Below are 17,121 nucleotides of genomic sequence, written 5' to 3'. Positions count from 1 at the left end.
AAGAAAGTCTCTTTCAACATGAAAGAGACTTTCTTTTATTCCGATTATTGATTCTTTGTAGCTGAATTATCTGCTAATGTAGCTGTTTTCGTCATTTTTTGACCGTTGCGGTAGAATGTAACTTCTACGTTCTCGCCTACTTTTTTCTTTTCATATAAGTATTTACGGAATTGAAGTGAATTTTCTACTTTTTGATCATCTAATGCTACTACAAGATCATATTGCTCTAAGCCAGCTTTTTCTGCCGGTGACACAGGATAAATTTTAGCTAATACAACGCCATTTGTTACTTCTTTTGGTACTTTTAATTGGTTTAATGCATAAGCTTGCACATCTTCTAATGAAGCTACACCTACACCAAGAGCTGGGCGTTTCACTACTCCGTCTTTTTCAAGCGATTCAATAACTGGTTTTGCAACATTAACTGGAATTGCAAAACCAATCCCCTCAACTTCTTGCTGCGCAATTTTACTTGAGTTAATTCCAATTAATTCACCGTTTTGGTTAAATAATGCACCGCCACTATTACCAGGGTTAATCGCTGCATCTGTTTGAATAACTTGTGCTTGCCAGTCTGGACGTTTGTCCCCATCAATATCTACTGGAATTTCACGTTCTTTACTACTGATAATACCTTCCGTTACGCTGCCGTCAAATCCAAGTGGGTTGCCGATTGCAATTGCTTTTTCACCAGCACGAAGTTTACTGGAATCACCTAAAGTTGCAACTTTATTAACAGTAGCTCCATCAATCTCTACAACTGCTAAGTCTAACCAAGGGTCCTTACCAACTAATTTTGCATCAACTTGCTTTCCGTCGCTCAGTTTAACAGCAAGTTTATTTGCACCGTCTACTACGTGGTTATTTGTTACAATATATGCTTTATTTCCTGACTTTTTATAAATAACACCTGATCCTGTACCAGCTGTCTGCTCTTGTTCTGCCGGTTGCATCGCAAACGGATCAATAGTCTTCTGCATATTAATTACACCAACTACAACATCCTTTGCGCCTTCAATCATGCCTGGCAAATCAGTTTCGCCCTTCACTTTATTAACAACAGGAGCTACAGTACCTTCTACTTGTTGATTAGAATTGAATGACGAAACTGCCGCATTATTTTGCATCCACGGCATGTAAGGTGCTGCAAAACTAATCGAAACCGCCCCGACTACAGCTCCAACTAAACCTGTGAAAAAATATCCTTTTTTACTACCTGATTTTTTCATTTCTCTCGTTTCACTATGCTCTTCATTTAAATTCGGTCCGTCGTAATATCCCATGTTTTATTTCCCCTCTCTGGTGAATTCGTACTTTCAGTATAGTCACATTTTGTGTCCTTCTTGTGAACTCATCGTGAAATCCAATTAAAAAAATACCCCTATCTATCATTGTAGACAAGAAAAGTATTTTTTGTACATTCCACCTACAAAGGAGAGTGTAAATTTGCTATATCCCAAAGCTAAAGTGCATAGTAACTTAAAGGTTATTCTTCAAACTTGTAACCCACTCGAATGACAGTACCGATATGCTTCGCCTTATCTCCTAGCTTATTTCGCAGTTTTTTAATATGTGTATCAACCGTTCGGTCATCACCGTAGTAATCATATCCCCATAACTGATCTAATAAATGTTGGCGTGACAACACAATTCCTTTGTTCTCCATTAAATAAACGAGAAGCTCAAACTCCTTATGTGTCAATATAATTTCTTCTCCATCTACTAAAACTGTTCTAGATAGTCGATTCACTTCTATTCCAGCTAATGACATAGTATTTTCTTCTGATACTCCTATCGCTCCATCCGCACGTTTCAATAACGTCTTTGCACGAGCTACTAACACTTTCGGACTAAAAGGTTTTGTTACATATTCATCTGCACCTAGTTCAAAGCCTAGTAATGTATCATCCTCATCAGAACGTGCTGTCAGCATAATAATTGGTACCGCTGACTCTTTTCTAATTCGTCTACAAACAGACCAACCATCTATTTCAGGTAACATAATATCTAACATAATTAAATCAATTGTATGTTCAGCAAATAATTCTAGCGCTTTTTTTCCATCTTCCGCTTCGATTACTTCAAAGCCTTCATTACGAAAATAATCACTAACAATTTCACGTAATCTTCTTTCATCTTCAACAAGTAATACTGTTTTATTCATATAACCTATCCCGCCTTTTTACTCTTTCAATCGAATAATACGTTGATTGGAGCTTCCGCGAAATGGAAGTGTTAAATCTTTTTTATCAAGTTCAAATCTTCCATCGACCAAAACATCCCCATAATGTAACAATTCTATCATATCATTATTTTGAGCACTCTGTATCTCTTCTAACGTGTAACCTGTATAAATCCATAGATTTTTTTTCAAATCCTTCACTGCTTTTGCTACTTTTTTCACTTCAGTAGCTTGAAAAAATGGATCTCCACCTGAAAATGTTACATCAGTTAATGAATTTTTTTCAATCTCTTTCACAATTTCTTCTACCGTCATTTCAGTCCCATTGCAAACATTCCATGATTTCGGATTATGGCAACCGATACAACGATGCGGACAGCCCGCAAAAAACACGACTGTCCGCAACCCTTCTCCATCTACTACACTATCATGAATGATATTCATAACTTTCATTTATGCTTCACCCGATCCATCTCTTCACTACGTTTCGCGCTATTCCATTTTGACATATCTCCTACAAGATATCCTGTTATGCGGCGAATTCTTTCTATTTCATTCTCATCTTCATTTCCGCAGCTCGGACATTCATTCCCGATAATGCCATGATAACTACAGCACTTACAACGATCGACAGGATGGTTAATTGAACCGTACCCTACTCCGTACTGCGCCATCGCTTGTACAATTTGCTTTAACGCTTTTTGATTATGCACAGCTGCACCATCTAGTTCAATGTACGTAATATGTCCGCCATTACAAAGAGCGTGGAACGGTCCTTCTAATCGAATTTTATCTATCGCTTGAATATTGTAATACACCGGTACATGGAACGAATTTGTATAATAATTATGATTTGTCACACCGCTAATTACACCAAATTCTTCTCTATCTTTTTTCACAAACTTTCCTGATAACCCTTCTGCTGGCGTTGCAATTACAGAGAAATTGAGTTGATGTTCTTCCATCGCCTTATCCATTCTCTCTCTCATAAAGGAAATAATTTCATATCCAAGCTTCCACGATTCTTCATTTTCTCCATGATGTTTTCCAGTTAACGCTACTAAACATTCTGCAAGACCGATAAAACCAAGACTTAACGTCCCTTGTTTTAAAATCGGTGCCACAGCATCTTCAGGTTGTAACGACTCTCCACCACGCCATACACCTTGTGAATATAAGAACTGAAAATCTCTTGCTCTCTTTGTACATTGATAAGCAAATCTCTCTAATAATTGCTTAACGCCTAAATCTAAGTAATAACTTAGCGCTTCAAAAAACGCTTCTTTTGAACCACTAATTAGCGCTAATTTCACTAAATTAATAGAAGTAAACGATAAATTCCCTCTTCCAATTGCTGTTTCTTCTCCATGTATATTAGACATAACACGAGTACGACACCCCATATAACATACTTCACTTTCAGGTCGACCATCATAATGCACAGCATTAAACGGAGCATCTAAAAACGAAAAGTTAGGGAATAATCGCTCAGCGGTCGTTTCTAACGCTAATTCAAATAAATCATAGTTCGGATCACACTCTTCAAAGTTCACGCCTTTTTTCATTTTGAAAATTTGAATAGGAAAAATCGGTGTTTCCCCTTTACCAAGTCCAGCTTGCGTCGCTTTTAAAAGTTCCTTAATTAAAAGCCTTCCCTCTTTCGATGTGTCTGTTCCATAGTTAATAGAAATAAACGGTACTTGTCCCCCGCCCCTACTATGCATACTATTTGAATTATGAACGAAAGCCTCACACGCCTGATACGTATCATTTTCTGTCTCTTTCCATGCAAATTCCTCTATTTGTTCTTTCGTAAGCGGATATGACTGTAGTCGTTTTTTATGTCTCTCTACTGTTTTTCTCACATACGGCGCTAAATCAATATCAAAGAGTGCAAACGATTGACCACCGTGCTGCATATTTTGATTCGCCTGAAAAATAATTGAAGAAAGCGCCAACGCACTTTTAATGTCTTGCGGTTGTCTCATATGTCCATGTCCAGTATGAAAACCATTAGCTAGCATTTGCGCTAACGGAATTTGCGAGCAAGTCGTCGTTCCTGTTGCATAAAAATCTAAATCATGTGGATATAATATATTTTGATCTATCGCTTTTTTCACTTGATCTGATAATAATTTTTCTACTGCATAATACTTTGCGCTCTCAGATGCGAACGTTCCCATTACTCCCATTGGAGATCGACCATCTACATTTGCATTTTCCTGCATTAAATCTTGTTCATTACCGTGGATAATTGTCTCAAATACTTTCATTAATTCTTCTCCACGTACATTTTGTTTCAACATTCATAACCCTCCACCAACATGTTGTTGTCTTTTGATTAAAATCATACAACATATAGTTCTAGTGTTTTTGTGAAAAATGTAACATTCCTGTGAAAGTTTTTTTAAAAATTAATGACTTTTTCATTTATAAAAAAGAAATGTGCTCTTTACAAATGTATGGTACAATATACGGGAAAAACTCTTTTTACCCTTTATCAACACATTTGTATAAAGGAGACTGAACTCATGGTTATTACATATCTTTTATTTATCGTTGCCTATCTACTCGGTTCGATTCCATTTGCATTAGTCGTTGGAAAAATCGGTTATGGAATCGACATTCGTGAGCATGGAAGCGGTAATCTAGGCGGAACAAATACATTCCGTACATTAGGGAAAAAAGCAGGTTTTATCGTTACAATTGCTGACATTTTAAAAGGCACATTAGCAACAGCTCTACCGATTATTTTCGGATTAGATACGCACCCACTATGGTTTGGATTAGCCGCTGTTCTTGGACATGTCTATCCAATCTTCGCAAAATTCCGCGGAGGGAAAGCAGTTGCAACTTCTGCTGGCGTGCTATTATGCTACTCACCAGTTGTATTTGCAATATTAGCTGTTGTATTTTTCACCCTTTTATTTACAACAAGATACGTATCACTTTCTTCTATGGTAACAGCTGTCGTTGCTGTTATTGCATCAATTGTTAGCGGGGATAAAATCTTCATTATTGCGATGTGTTTATTAGCTGGTATGGTTATTTATAAACACCGTGCAAATATTGGACGAATTATAAATAAAACTGAACCAAAAGCAAACTTTTCAAAAAAGCAAAAATAAGATCGTAACCCACATAACGCAAAAAGAAAACGTGAAGCATATTAATAGCGTCTTTTTGCGTTATTTTTTATACTTAAGAAAAAGCAACATAATTTGGAGGAACTATACATGAATCTTTCCGTAACAAAAGAAGCAGCACAATGGTATAAAAACGAATTAAACTTACAATCGGGTGAAACACTACGCCTTTTCGTACAATACGGCGGTTGCAGTACTGTGCAAAAAGGACTTTCTTTAGGTATTCGTAAAGATGACCCTGCACATCCTGCTGTTCAAACTCAAGAAGAAGGTATTAACTTCTTTATTGAAGGCGATGATGAGTGGTTCTTCGATGGACATAATTTATCTGTTACACTTAACGACGGTGATGATTTCCCTCAATTTAATTATGAAAAATAAAAAAAGCGTGGCTTCTGCCACGCTTTTTTATTTCTTTTTAATTTCCTCATATTTCGCATACCACTCAGGATATAATTTTTTAAATGATACAGGGCGGAACCCTTCTTTTTTCGCACAAATATTCGTTGTACTTGCAGTAATGCAAAGCTCACCATCACCGTTATATATTTCATAACCATATACAACACGAAGCGGGCTCACAGTATCAATCCACGTTTTCACAATTGCTTTTTCTCCGTAACGCATCGCTTTACGATATGAAATTTGCAAGTCTAATACAGGAGAAATAATTCCCTCTTTCTCCATTTCAACATATGAAAATCCTAATTCTTGTATAAGTTTAGTGCGCCCAAGTTCCAGCCACACTAAATAGTTTGAATGGTAAACAACACCCATCTGGTCTGTTTCCGCATAGCGGATTTCAACTTCATATTCTGCTACAAACATTTCTATTCGCCTTCTTTCACTTCTGCTACCTTGCATACATTTAATCATAATACAGTGGAATCAAAAATAAAATAAAAACAGTGAATCTTTTACCGAAAGGGGCAAGCACATGATCCAAATTGTAACTGTTCGTAGCGGTGATAGTGTTTATGGTTTAGCATCAAAGTACGGATCTACACCTGGAGAAATTGTAAAAGACAATGGACTAAATCCAGCTGAAACACTCGTTGTTGGTCAGGCACTTATCGTTAATACGAAAGGCAATAACTATTATGTACAGCCTGGTGACAGCCTTTATCGAATTTCTCAAACGTATAACGTTCCTCTCGCTAGTTTAGCTAAAGTTAATAACCTTTCATTAAAATCTATTCTCCATGTCGGACAACAATTATATATACCAAAAGGTACAAAACGAGCAGTAGAATCCATCGCTTATTTACAACCTTCAACAATACCGATAAAAGAAAGTTTAGTAAATGCTACACGTGCTATTAATCCATTTTTAACATATTTAGCCTACTTCAGCTTTGAAGCAAAAAGAGACGGCACTTTAAAAGAACCAACAGAAACAGCGAAAATCGCTAATATTGCAACGCAAGGTAAAACCATCCCTATGCTCGTTATTACAAATATCGAAAATGGAAATTTCAGTGCCGATCTGACTTCGGTTATTTTACGCGATGCAACAATTCAAAACAAGTTCATTACTAACATTTTGCAAACAGCTGAAAAATATGGTATGAGAGACATTCATTTCGATTTCGAGAGTGTGGCACCTGAAGATCGCGAAGCGTATAATCGTTTTTTACGAAATGTGAAAACACGCTTACCTAGCGGGTACACATTAAGTACAACGCTTGTACCGAAAACAAGTTCCAATCAAAAAGGGAAATTTTTTGAGGCTCACGATTATAAAGCACAAGGACAAATTGTTGACTTCGTCGTCATTATGACATACGACTGGGGTTGGCAAGGTGGACCACCGATGGCGATTTCTCCTATCGGGCCTGTGAAAGAAGTACTTCAATATGCAAAATCTCAAATGCCACCACAAAAAATTATGATGGGGCAAAATTTATATGGTTTCGATTGGAAACTTCCGTTCAAACAAGGAAATCCACCTGCAAAAGCAATCAGCTCTGTTGCAGCTGTTGCACTAGCTCGTAAATACAATGTTCCTATCCGCTATGATTTCACGGCTCAAGCTCCTCATTTCAATTACTTTGACGAAAACGGCGTACAACACGAAGTTTGGTTTGAAGATTCACGGTCCGTTCAAAGTAAATTTAATTTAATGAAAGAACAAGGTATAGGCGGCATTAGCTATTGGAAGATTGGTCTACCATTTCCACAAAATTGGCGTTTACTCGTTGAAAATTTTACAATTACAAAAAAGGGCTGACGAAAGTCAGCCCTTTTTTGTACACTCTGTTAAGATTCATCTTTTATTTCACTTTTTAATGAATCAATACTTTCTAAACGTCTTTGATTTTTCGCTTCAATGGCAGCACGATCTTTTTCATTAGAAAGTTCCGCTGTTTCTTTTGCTTCATTAAAATTATCAATCGTATTTTGTACCATTTCTTGTAATTTTTCAGCGTTGTCATTTCGATTATCTGGATTCGGCATGTACTTCCCTCCTAATTATTTATACATACCATCTTAAATTACCTATGTTCCTTCAAATTTATACAAAAAAAGGAGAATGCAATATTCTCCTTTTCTTTAACCGTTATCAACAATCGGTTGCTTACCAGTTTGGTCTTGCATTTGCTTTCCTTTATTGCCACCAGCTTTTTTCGATTGTGTTCCAATTTGATTTGGTGCAAAGTCTTTTGAATTCTTTTTCGGATTACCCATTACTATCGCCTCCTTAACACTAGTATCGTACTAGTGTTAAGAATTATTCAGCCTGCTTAAAAAGTTTCATTTCATAACGTTTTTCAATACGTTCTTCAATTCGATCCATTGCATCACGATCACTTAATAATTGTTGTTTATTTTCATTTACAAGTTCTTCAAACGATCTACGGCGACTTCTTCTCATGCTGCTCACCCTTTCTTCTACGTTTTCTTATTACATAGTATGAGCAAATGAAAAACTCTTTAATCAGATTTGCAAGAAAATTTTATGTTTTAACAAAAAATCCCACGCGTAAATATTACGCATGGGATTTTTTCACATCATTATATTTAAATATTTTTTAATTTCTTCATCAGCATCTTCTTCATTCACTCTATATTCATGCAGTGCTCGCAATACAGAATCGTATTCTTCTAAAATGTAGCTCTCTAGCTTCAAAATGTCCTCTACACTGTCAATCATGATTCTCGTGTTGCCAATCTCACTTTTCAATGCTGCCTCACATGTTAAGCTCGTACAAATCCCTCTTACATCGTCTTCCATTTTTTCTGTTAACACATATTTCTTTCGCCCGTTTACCTTCATCCTAATAATTGGGTAAAAAGCCTTTATATCTAAATAGCTCCCGACATTCATACAGCGAATCCATTCGATATCACGTTTATTTCGCATAAGAAGTTCTTTTACTGCTTCGTATGCTACCGCTTCATCAAGCACTTCTTTCTGCACTTTTCTTTTTCCTTCTTCTTCAATAGATGCACATCTTTGATAAACTGCCGCACACGTAATACAATCATCAAATGCATTATGAGAACTTAAACGAATTCCAAGCATTCGCTTTAACGTTTCAAGTTTATGATTAGGCGCGTGCTTCATATATTTTTTTGCTAAAAACACAGTGTCAATCACTTTATTTTTAGGCTCTGGTAGCCCAAGCATATTTACATTACTTTTCAAAAAACGCATATCAAAAGAAGCATTATGGGCGACAATTACATTTGTATGTAAAAATGCTAAAAATAAAGGTAATACTTCTTCAATCGTCGGTGCATCTGAAACACGATAATTTGTAATACCTGTTAAACTCGTTATTCGGTCCGGAATTGGACGCTCCGGATTCACATAGGAAACAAACTGATCTACTAGTTCATGATTACGATATTTCACTGCTGCGACTTGAATAATTTTATCATTATAAGGGTTAAATCCTGTTGTTTCAAAATCAATTACAACATAATCTAACGGTAAGGATATATTCCCCACTCCATACACTCCTTCATCTATCATTAACGGTTATTTTTCTTTATCATATCACGAAGTCATCACTCCATGAAAAAGAAAAGACAGAAATGGTCAATATCCATCTCTGCCTTCTTACTTATTATTTCAATTTCGCTATCCGTTTTTCCATCTCTTTTTGTGTCATTGGTCCAATAAACTTATCTTGAATGACACCTTTTGTATCTATAAAATACGAGGTTGGAATCGTAATTACTTTATACGCTGTTGTTACATCAATGTTCTTGTCCAACAAAATAGGAAAAGTAATTCCTTTTTCCTTCGCAAAGTTGCTTACCTTTTCTTCTCCCCCACCTTTTTCTGAAGGAGTATAATTTATTGCTAAAATTTCTACATTTTCCTTATGCTCCTTATAAAAGGACTCCATATCAGGCATTTCTTGTTGACAAGGTCCACACCACGTTGCCCAAAAGTTTAAAATCACTTTCTTTCCTTTTAAATCTGATAACTTTACATTCGTTCCATCTAACTTAGTTAATTCAAAATCTGGTGCATTCTTTCCTATTTCAATACCGTTTCTTGCGATAATCTCTTTCATAGCAATTTCGCTCTTTGCCGGCTTTTCTTGTACTACTTGATCCTTTTTACCAAACTGATCATAAGCCGCATATCCCGCTAAACAAAGTAACACTACAATAATCGTAAGCTTCCGCCACATTTTATATCACCCTAACGTGTTTATCTTCTTATAACATAATCATCAAAATACTATATACCTTATTTTAGCTTATACGGACAAGCTTGGAAATATTCACATTCGAAATAGTTAGAATATTTATAGCCCAATAGAAAATGTTTCCACCAGTAATATGACACAGATTGCTGAAAATACATTTGCTATTCAAGAATATAATCCATCACTAAGTAGCGAACATACGGTCAAAATTTTCAAATATAATCCGGAAACAAATCAACTTACTCTAGTCAAAGAGTTTAGCACTAACGATACTGAGTCTTATACGTATCAACTTAATAAGAGTGAATAAAGATAAGAGCGCTATATAGCTCTTATCTTTTTATTAGCATCCCTTTAAACAATGACTTACACGTTAATAATTCTCTAGGATCCCCGCACTCCACAACAATTCCATTCTTCATGACCACAACTCGATCTGCTATCATCGCCCTCTCGACATCATGTGTCGTCACAATTCTCGTTACATTCCCTCCTAACCCTTTCAGCATATTCCAAACCACTTCTTGATTACTCGGATCTAATCCCGCAGTCGGTTCATCTAAAACAATGAGATTCGGATTTGATACAATCGCTCGCAATAACGCAAGACGTTTTCTCTCTCCTCCCGAAAACTCTTCTCCACTTTTATGTAGTACAGTCTGAATACCTTCAGGTAAACTCCTAATAATCGATTTCGCATTTACAAGTTCAATATTTTTTTCTAACTTCTTTTCTAAGCCCTCTTCCCCGAAACACATATTCTCTTTTACTGTCGTTCGAAAAAAACGAGGTTCCTGCCATATAGTAGTCATACGAGCTTTATTACCGTAATAAGCAATGCTACCATTAGATGGTTTATATAAACCCGTAATTAATTTTAAAAGCGTCGTTTTACCTGCACCACTTTCCCCCACAATGATAACGAGTTTGCCAGGATTAATTTGCAAATGAATATTTTTAATTCTACATCTCTCTTCACCATTCTCTTGAAATGAAACATTTGTTAATCTCATTCCCATCGCTCTTTCTACATTTTTGTATTCAGCCTGTATATCTAAAAAGCAAAAAACTCGATTTGCCGAAGCAATAGCAACTTGTGTCATCATCAATAAATCACTTGCATAACGAACGGGGAAAAAAAGCATCTCAATTGTAGCTAATACCGCTACAAGCGACCCCACTTCCATGTCCCCTTTTATTATTTTTTGTGCTCCTATAATAAGAACAACTATATATGCTCCTGTTTCTATTACCGTTCCAACTATCCCAATACAATGTTGCAACATCGTCTTCTTTACTTCTGTTTTATAAGCTGTTACTGTAACTCCTTTAAATAAGCCAATTGCCCAGCTCTCTTTTTGTAAACTACGCAAATCTTGTATACCTTTTACAAACTGTGACATCATCTCTACAACACTTGAATGATTTTTTTGAGCAACACTCGCAATATTTCTTACCTTTTTCCCCATAAGTATCGGAACAATTGCACTTAAAAATAAAAACGGAGTTACCCACCATATGAACTGTATATCTATATGTTGTAGCGCTATGAACGCACCAATAAATTGCGCAAGTGCATGAATATATTCGATTAATATAGATCCATATAACCTTACCCAATTCGGAATATCAGAAACGACTAATGTTTCTAACTCTCCTTGTTTTATCTTCTCGCTTTCTTCAAGTGGTAATGAAAAAAAGTGACGTAATAAGTCTATACGCTTCTTTTGTAATATACGTTGACTCGCTTTTGCACTTATATAATCAAACACAAGTGTATTCGTCCACATCATAAATCTACTCCCCGCAAACAATGCAATGTACATATATGCATCTTTTAACTCTCGCTGAATAAGATTATCAACAATTAATCCCATTAAAATTGGTCTAGATAAATTTAAAATGGCAGCTACTATTCCGCTACAAATCGCACTAATCAGCAATAGCTTTTCTTGTAGTAACGGCAAAAATATTCTTCTATACTCATTCATTGTCATTCCTCCAATTTTGCATAATAAAAGGAAAGGGATGAAACCAAATTGGTTTCATCCCTTTCCTTTGTACATAACGTAAGGAAGCTAACAAATGTTAACTTCCTTATCATTCATTTCAATTATTTAGTTTGACACTTTAGACTCTTCGATTTTCTCACGAAGAACCATTTGCAAGATACCACCGTGACGGTAGTAGTCAATTTCAACTTCACTATCGAAACGAGCTACTACTTCAAATTGCTTCTCTTTTCCTTCTGAATCGATTGCAACTACTTTTATAAGATCGCGTGGTCTAACTGTTTTGTCAATTTGAATTTCAAATGACTCGTTACCAACAAGACCTAACGTTTCAGCGCTTTCGCCATCTTTAAATTGTAGTGGTAATACACCCATTAACACTAAGTTACTGCGGTGAATACGCTCGAAGCTTTCTGCGATTACTGCTTTAATACCTAATAAGTTTGTACCTTTCGCAGCCCAGTCACGAGAACTTCCCATACCGTAGTCTTTACCAGCAACAACTAGAAGGCCTGTGCCATCTTCTTTATACTTCATAGCAGCATCATAGATAGATGTTACTTCACCAGTTGGCCAATATGTTGTATATCCGCCTTCTGTTCCTGGTGCGATTTGGTTTTTAATACGGATATTCGCGAATGTACCACGCATCATAACTTCATGGTTACCACGACGAGAACCGTAAGAGTTAAAGTCAACTGGTTGTACGCCGTTTTCTAGTAAATAACGTCCAGCTGGCGTGTGCTTACCAATTGAACCTGCTGGTGAAATGTGATCTGTCGTTACAGAATCACCAAATTTACCAACTATGCGTAAACCTGATAATGTTTCAACTTCACCTGGCTCTTTAGATAATCCTTCGAAGAACGGTGGGTTTTGAATGTATGTTGAATCATTATCCCAAGTATATAAAGCTTCATTTGAAGTTTGGATTTCATTCCAGCGCTCATTGCTGTTAAATACTTGTGCATATTCTTTTTTGAACAATTCAGATGTAACAACACTTTGAACTACATCTTCAATTTCTTTAGCTGATGGCCAAATATCATTAAAGTAAACAGCATTACCATTTACATCTTTACCGATTTCATCATTTTTCAGGTCAATATCAACAGTACCTGCAAGTGCATATGCCACAACAAGTGGTGGTGATGCTAAGTAGTTTGCTTTTACAAGTGGGTGAATACGACCTTCAAAGTTACGGTTACCGGATAAAACAGATGTTACTAATAAATCATTTGCTGCGATTGCTTCTTCTAATTCCTCTGCTAATGGACCAGAGTTACCGATACAAGTCGTACAGCCGTAACCAACTGTTTGGAAACCTAATTGATCTAAATACGTTGTTAAACCAGACTTATCTAAGTACTCTGTAACAACTTTAGATCCTGGTGCTAATGATGTTTTTACGTAACCAGGTACTTTAAGTCCTTTTTCAATTGCTTTCTTCGCAACTAATCCCGCTCCAATTAATACGTATGGATTTGACGTATTTGTACAACTTGTAATCGCAGCGATTGCAATTCCACCTGTTTTCATCGTTACTTCTTGATCTTTTAATGTAACTTTCACTTCTTTATCAAACTCTTGCTCATTGAATCCAAGTCCTTGTGTTCCAACTGGTGCTACAACAGCTTTATGGAACTCCTCTTTCATATTTGAAAGCGGGATTAAATCTTGCGGACGTTTCGGTCCAGAAAGGTTAGATTCGATTGTATTTAAATCAATTTCAACTAGATCAGTATAGATTGGATCTTTACTATCTGCTGTATAGAATAAACCATTTGCTTTACAATATTCTTCAACAACGCGAATTTGCTCTTCATCTCTACCTGTTAAACGTAAGTATTCTAATGAAATGTCGTCGATTGGGAAGAATCCACAAGTTGCACCGTATTCTGGTGCCATATTTGAAATTGTTGCACGGTCAGCTAAAGGCATGCTCTTTAGTCCACTACCGAAGAACTCAACAAATTTACCAACTACACCTTTTTGACGTAACACTTGTGTTACTTTTAATGCAACATCAGTTGCTGTTGTACCACTTGGAAGTGTACCAGTTAATTTCACACCGATTACTTCAGGCACTGGGAAATATGAAGGCTGTCCAAGCATTCCTGCTTCTGCTTCAATACCACCAACGCCCCATCCAAGAACACCGATACCATTAATCATTGTTGTATGTGAGTCTGTTCCAACTAATGAATCTGGGTATGCAACTAAGTCACCTTCAGCATTTTTCACCGCATGAACAACCGGTGCTAAATATTCAAGGTTTACTTGGTGTACAATACCTGTTGCTGGTGGAACTGCACGGTAGTTATCAAATGATTTCTGTGCCCAGCTTAAAAATTTATAACGTTCTTCATTACGTTTAAACTCTAAGTCCATGTTGAATGCAAGTGAGTCTGCTGTACCCGCTCTATCAACCTGTACAGAGTGGTCAATTACAAGGTCTACAGTAATTTCTGGATTAATTTTATCAGGATCCCCGCCCATATCTGCCATTGCTTTACGAAGCGAAGCCAAATCTACAACAGCTGGAACACCTGTGAAGTCTTGTAAGATTACACGAGATGGTTTAAACGGAACATCGATATCTTGAACATCTTTCGTTCCCCATTTCGCTAAATTTGTAACATGTTCTTCTGTAATTACGCGTCCGTCTACTTGACGAAGTACAGATTCAAGTAAAACTTTAACGGAATATGGTAATTGAGATACGTTGCCAACCCCTGCATTTTCAAGCGCTTTCAATTGATAATAATGATACGTCTTTCCATCTAGTTCAAAAGTTGCACGTGATTGAAATGGATTATGTTTGACCATTATGTTTCCCCCCTGTTAAACGTGACTAAGTTGTCTGAATATAAAATGTAGACAAACTTTTCAATACCTTACGATAATATCTTATTACAACTTTCTAAATAAGTAAATAATAAGAAACTTATGGATTATCATAAGTTTTCTTTATCTTTCTAAATTTGAATAGTGTCCATGCTCTTTATTAATACTATTACTATAAAGTAAAGCACTCTTTCAGCGTTTTACTTTACGTTCATATATGCTATGAACGACTCATGGTTCGTCTATAAAAACCATTATAGAGGTGAGAAAAATGGGTAAACGAAAAGCCAATCATATTATTTCAGGAATGAATGCTGCATCCGCACAAGGACAAGGAGCTGGTTATAACGAAGAGTTCGCAAATGAACCTTTAACTCCAGCAGAGCGACAAAATAATAAGAAACGCAAAAAGAACCAGTAACGAAAAATCCCAAAAGGTCCATTTTCCTTTTGGGATTTTTTCTAATGTTTATAACGTAACAACTCCGAAACTGTTACAAATCGATACCCCTGCTTTTTAAGCTCAGGTAAAATTTTTGCTAATGCCGCAACTGTTTGACTACGATCACTGCCTCCATCGTGCAACAGTACAATATCTCCACTTTTAGCATTTTTCACAACATGATTTACAATGGATTCTGTACCTGGATTTGCCCAATCACGAGGGTCTTGATGCCATGACCATAGAACAATTTGATACCCAGCTTTTTTTGCCGTAGTAAATACAGCATCATTAATATATCCACCTGGGGGACGGAACAATAAAGGTTCTTTCGCCCATTTTTTAAAATATTTCTTTCCATTTAAAATATCATGTTCTAATTTTTCATCTGATGAATTACTCGCATACAAATGATTCATCGTATGATTTCCGATTTCATGCCCTTCTTTCAACACTTGCTTTACTAAATATGGATTACGCTGAACTCGAAATCCAATCATAAAGAAAGTCGCTTCTGCCTTATATTGATGTAATAAATCTAGAATTTGCGGCGTATATGTTGGATCTGGTCCATCATCAAATGTAATTGCAATAACCTTTTCATTATTTGGCACTTCCCACGTTACATAGCCAGTTGGTTCTAGCTCTTTTCTGAGCAACATTTTCGCTTCCACTTTATCCACTTGAAATATATGTACTGCACAAATTAAAGAAAAAATTAGTAGAATAATTTTTTGTTTCTGCATATTAGCGCCAAAAGTTTTGAGGTTGTTGAATACACAACAACCTCATTTACTTTTCTAATTGATCTACATTTCGCATGATATTTTGGAGATTATTTTCGTATTGCTCAAGTTGTGGACGTTGTGTTTCCGAAGCTACTTCTAGCGCATTTTGAATCTGTTCATACGCTTCCTGGACCTCTTGGCGTAACTCTTTTAAATCATGACCGTAGTTTGGATCATTTTTTACAATGCTGTTAAATATATTTTCTGCTTGTGTAAATCCTTGCTGTGCAGCTTGAAAAGCTTGTTGTTTATCTTTATGATATGGCATTATACAATCCCCTTTCTATAATAGTTAGTCCCCTTTATCTTTACCTTTTTTTCTAAAAACATTCTCGTATAAATTCGCAAACTTCTCCCATTCTAAATAGGAAGAGGAGGTGTCATATACAATGGGAAAAAACAATCGTGAATCTAAAGAAAAAAAAGGACAACCTGAACCATTAAGCGGATCTCATAAAGTAAAAAATCGTAATCATTCTCGTCAAAAAAATCATGCTCATCATGATATGTAAAACAAAACATTCACACTAGCTACCTTTGTCACATACAATGTTTATATTTTTATATTTTTCCATTTATTCTTCACCCCTGGTTCATTCATGCATAACATAGTATGAATTGAGATTTTACGGAGGGTGTCTTACATGGGCAAGAAAAAGAAGGATTGTCTTTTTCATGTTGATGGTTTCGAAGAATGGATGGATCAATTTTGTTCCGATTCTTATAGTAACTTTAGTTTTCCAAATCAAATTCATATTGACCTTTGTGAAACAGAACAAGAATACATTTTGGAAACAGATGTACTAAATGTAACAGAACATGATGTACTCATTAAAAAGATGGAGACAGGCCTAAACATTTGCATACTTCATAAAAATACTTCTTTACAGCGGATAATTCCTTTACCTGCTAATATTATTTATAAGAAGATGCTAGCCTGCTTAGAGAATGGATATTTAGCCATTCATATTTCCAAAAATGAAGTTGCCAATACGCATGAAGAGAAAGTCTTTTTTCGAATTAACGATTGATATAAA

The 17,121-nt window shown here is 36.0% G+C and carries 20 protein-coding genes and 1 pseudogene; 7 read left to right on the top strand and 14 right to left on the bottom strand.

Going from position 1 to position 17,121, the window contains the following annotated elements; genetic code table 11:
- Positions 1 to 44: 44 nt before the first annotated feature.
- From QCI75_RS09845 to QCI75_RS09830, 4 genes are all read right to left on the bottom strand, one after another.
- Positions 45 to 1,283, bottom strand: coding sequence for a S1C family serine protease (locus QCI75_RS09845; RefSeq protein WP_144503811.1), 1,239 nt, complete (start codon positions 1,281 to 1,283; stop codon positions 45 to 47).
- Between the two features lie 203 nt (positions 1,284 to 1,486).
- Positions 1,487 to 2,164: a response regulator transcription factor gene (locus QCI75_RS09840; protein ID WP_002111124.1), complete on the bottom strand. Its 678-nt coding sequence runs from the start codon at positions 2,162 to 2,164 to the stop codon at positions 1,487 to 1,489.
- 18 nt (positions 2,165 to 2,182) lie between these two features.
- Positions 2,183 to 2,635, bottom strand: a complete 453-nt coding sequence (gene nrdG, locus QCI75_RS09835) for an anaerobic ribonucleoside-triphosphate reductase activating protein (protein WP_144503814.1) — start codon at positions 2,633 to 2,635, stop codon at positions 2,183 to 2,185.
- Positions 2,632 to 4,488 (bottom strand): anaerobic ribonucleoside triphosphate reductase, encoded by a 1,857-nt coding sequence (locus tag QCI75_RS09830; RefSeq protein ID WP_144503816.1) that lies wholly within the window; start codon positions 4,486 to 4,488, stop codon positions 2,632 to 2,634. The genes nrdG and QCI75_RS09830 overlap by 4 nt, the downstream gene beginning before the upstream one ends.
- A gap of 225 nt (positions 4,489 to 4,713) precedes the next feature.
- On the opposite strand from QCI75_RS09830, the gene plsY reads away from it, so the two are divergent.
- Both plsY and QCI75_RS09820 read left to right on the top strand, forming a co-directional pair.
- On the top strand, positions 4,714 to 5,310 hold the full coding sequence (gene plsY / locus QCI75_RS09825) for a glycerol-3-phosphate 1-O-acyltransferase PlsY (RefSeq protein WP_002121351.1): 597 nt from the start codon (positions 4,714 to 4,716) through the stop codon (positions 5,308 to 5,310).
- A 108-nt stretch (positions 5,311 to 5,418) separates the two neighbouring features.
- Positions 5,419 to 5,709 carry a HesB/YadR/YfhF family protein gene (locus QCI75_RS09820; RefSeq protein WP_001054451.1) on the top strand — a complete coding sequence of 97 codons (291 nt, stop codon included), beginning with the start codon at positions 5,419 to 5,421 and terminating at the stop codon, positions 5,707 to 5,709.
- Positions 5,710 to 5,736: 27 nt separating this feature from the next.
- Here QCI75_RS09820 and QCI75_RS09815 read toward each other — a convergent pair whose 3' ends face one another.
- On the bottom strand, positions 5,737 to 6,156 hold the full coding sequence (locus QCI75_RS09815; protein WP_000495823.1) for an acyl-CoA thioesterase: 420 nt from the start codon (positions 6,154 to 6,156) through the stop codon (positions 5,737 to 5,739).
- 109 nt (positions 6,157 to 6,265) lie between these two features.
- Here QCI75_RS09815 and QCI75_RS09810 point away from each other — a divergent pair, with 109 nt between their 5' ends.
- Positions 6,266 to 7,558, top strand: coding sequence for a glycoside hydrolase family 18 protein (locus QCI75_RS09810; protein WP_144503818.1), 1,293 nt, complete (start codon positions 6,266 to 6,268; stop codon positions 7,556 to 7,558).
- Positions 7,559 to 7,587: 29 nt separating this feature from the next.
- On the opposite strand, the gene tlp is transcribed toward QCI75_RS09810, so the two are convergent.
- The 5 genes from tlp to QCI75_RS09785 form a co-directional block, all read right to left on the bottom strand.
- A complete protein-coding gene (gene tlp, locus QCI75_RS09805) occupies positions 7,588 to 7,785 on the bottom strand; it encodes a small acid-soluble spore protein Tlp (RefSeq protein ID WP_001133508.1) in 198 nt (65 codons plus the stop codon).
- 96 nt (positions 7,786 to 7,881) lie between these two features.
- Positions 7,882 to 8,016, bottom strand: a complete 135-nt coding sequence (gene sspN, locus QCI75_RS09800; RefSeq protein ID WP_000527988.1) for an acid-soluble spore protein SspN — start codon at positions 8,014 to 8,016, stop codon at positions 7,882 to 7,884.
- 43 nt (positions 8,017 to 8,059) lie between these two features.
- On the bottom strand, positions 8,060 to 8,203 hold the full coding sequence (locus QCI75_RS09795) for an FbpB family small basic protein (protein WP_002111132.1): 144 nt from the start codon (positions 8,201 to 8,203) through the stop codon (positions 8,060 to 8,062).
- A 132-nt stretch (positions 8,204 to 8,335) separates the two neighbouring features.
- Positions 8,336 to 9,283 carry a 3'-5' exonuclease gene (locus tag QCI75_RS09790; RefSeq protein ID WP_144503822.1) on the bottom strand — a complete coding sequence of 316 codons (948 nt, stop codon included), beginning with the start codon at positions 9,281 to 9,283 and terminating at the stop codon, positions 8,336 to 8,338.
- 118 nt (positions 9,284 to 9,401) lie between these two features.
- The gene (locus QCI75_RS09785; RefSeq protein WP_353760362.1) at positions 9,402 to 9,977 is read right to left on the bottom strand and encodes a redoxin domain-containing protein; all 576 of its coding nucleotides are present in this window, start codon (positions 9,975 to 9,977) and stop codon (positions 9,402 to 9,404) included.
- 118 nt (positions 9,978 to 10,095) lie between these two features.
- Here QCI75_RS09785 and QCI75_RS09780 point away from each other — a divergent pair.
- Positions 10,096 to 10,305, top strand: a pseudogene (locus QCI75_RS09780) (YmzC family protein); the annotation flags it as partial.
- Between the two features lie 22 nt (positions 10,306 to 10,327).
- Here QCI75_RS09780 and QCI75_RS09775 read toward each other — a convergent pair.
- Together QCI75_RS09775 and acnA are read right to left on the bottom strand one after the other, a co-directional pair.
- Positions 10,328 to 11,986, bottom strand: coding sequence for an ABC transporter ATP-binding protein (locus QCI75_RS09775; protein WP_144503828.1), 1,659 nt, complete (start codon positions 11,984 to 11,986; stop codon positions 10,328 to 10,330).
- Between the two features lie 126 nt (positions 11,987 to 12,112).
- Positions 12,113 to 14,836, bottom strand: a complete 2,724-nt coding sequence (gene acnA, locus QCI75_RS09770) for an aconitate hydratase AcnA (RefSeq protein ID WP_144503830.1) — start codon at positions 14,834 to 14,836, stop codon at positions 12,113 to 12,115.
- A 289-nt stretch (positions 14,837 to 15,125) separates the two neighbouring features.
- Here acnA and sspO point away from each other — a divergent pair, with 289 nt between their 5' ends.
- Positions 15,126 to 15,275, top strand: coding sequence for an acid-soluble spore protein SspO (gene sspO, locus QCI75_RS09765; protein WP_002111139.1), 150 nt, complete (start codon positions 15,126 to 15,128; stop codon positions 15,273 to 15,275).
- Positions 15,276 to 15,316: 41 nt separating this feature from the next.
- Here the strand turns inward: sspO and pdaB are convergent, their stop codons facing one another.
- The gene (gene pdaB / locus QCI75_RS09760) at positions 15,317 to 16,042 is read right to left on the bottom strand and encodes a polysaccharide deacetylase family sporulation protein PdaB (protein WP_144503832.1); all 726 of its coding nucleotides are present in this window, start codon (positions 16,040 to 16,042) and stop codon (positions 15,317 to 15,319) included.
- Positions 16,043 to 16,088: 46 nt separating this feature from the next.
- Positions 16,089 to 16,352, bottom strand: a complete 264-nt coding sequence (locus QCI75_RS09755; RefSeq protein ID WP_144503834.1) for a hypothetical protein — start codon at positions 16,350 to 16,352, stop codon at positions 16,089 to 16,091.
- Positions 16,353 to 16,473: 121 nt separating this feature from the next.
- On the opposite strand from QCI75_RS09755, the gene QCI75_RS09750 reads away from it, so the two are divergent.
- Both QCI75_RS09750 and QCI75_RS09745 read left to right on the top strand, forming a co-directional pair.
- Positions 16,474 to 16,596, top strand: a complete 123-nt coding sequence (locus QCI75_RS09750) for a small acid-soluble spore protein P (protein ID WP_000517651.1) — start codon at positions 16,474 to 16,476, stop codon at positions 16,594 to 16,596.
- A gap of 132 nt (positions 16,597 to 16,728) precedes the next feature.
- A complete protein-coding gene (locus tag QCI75_RS09745; protein WP_199672289.1) occupies positions 16,729 to 17,115 on the top strand; it encodes an Hsp20/alpha crystallin family protein in 387 nt (128 codons plus the stop codon).
- The last annotated feature ends 6 nt before the right edge of the window (positions 17,116 to 17,121 follow it).

This window comes from Bacillus cereus group sp. RP43, assembly GCF_040459645.1.
GTDB classification, from domain to species: domain Bacteria; phylum Bacillota; class Bacilli; order Bacillales; family Bacillaceae_G; genus Bacillus_A; species Bacillus_A mycoides_C.
Note: the sequence above shows the minus strand (reverse complement) of the source record. Positions and strands in the feature narration are given on the sequence as shown.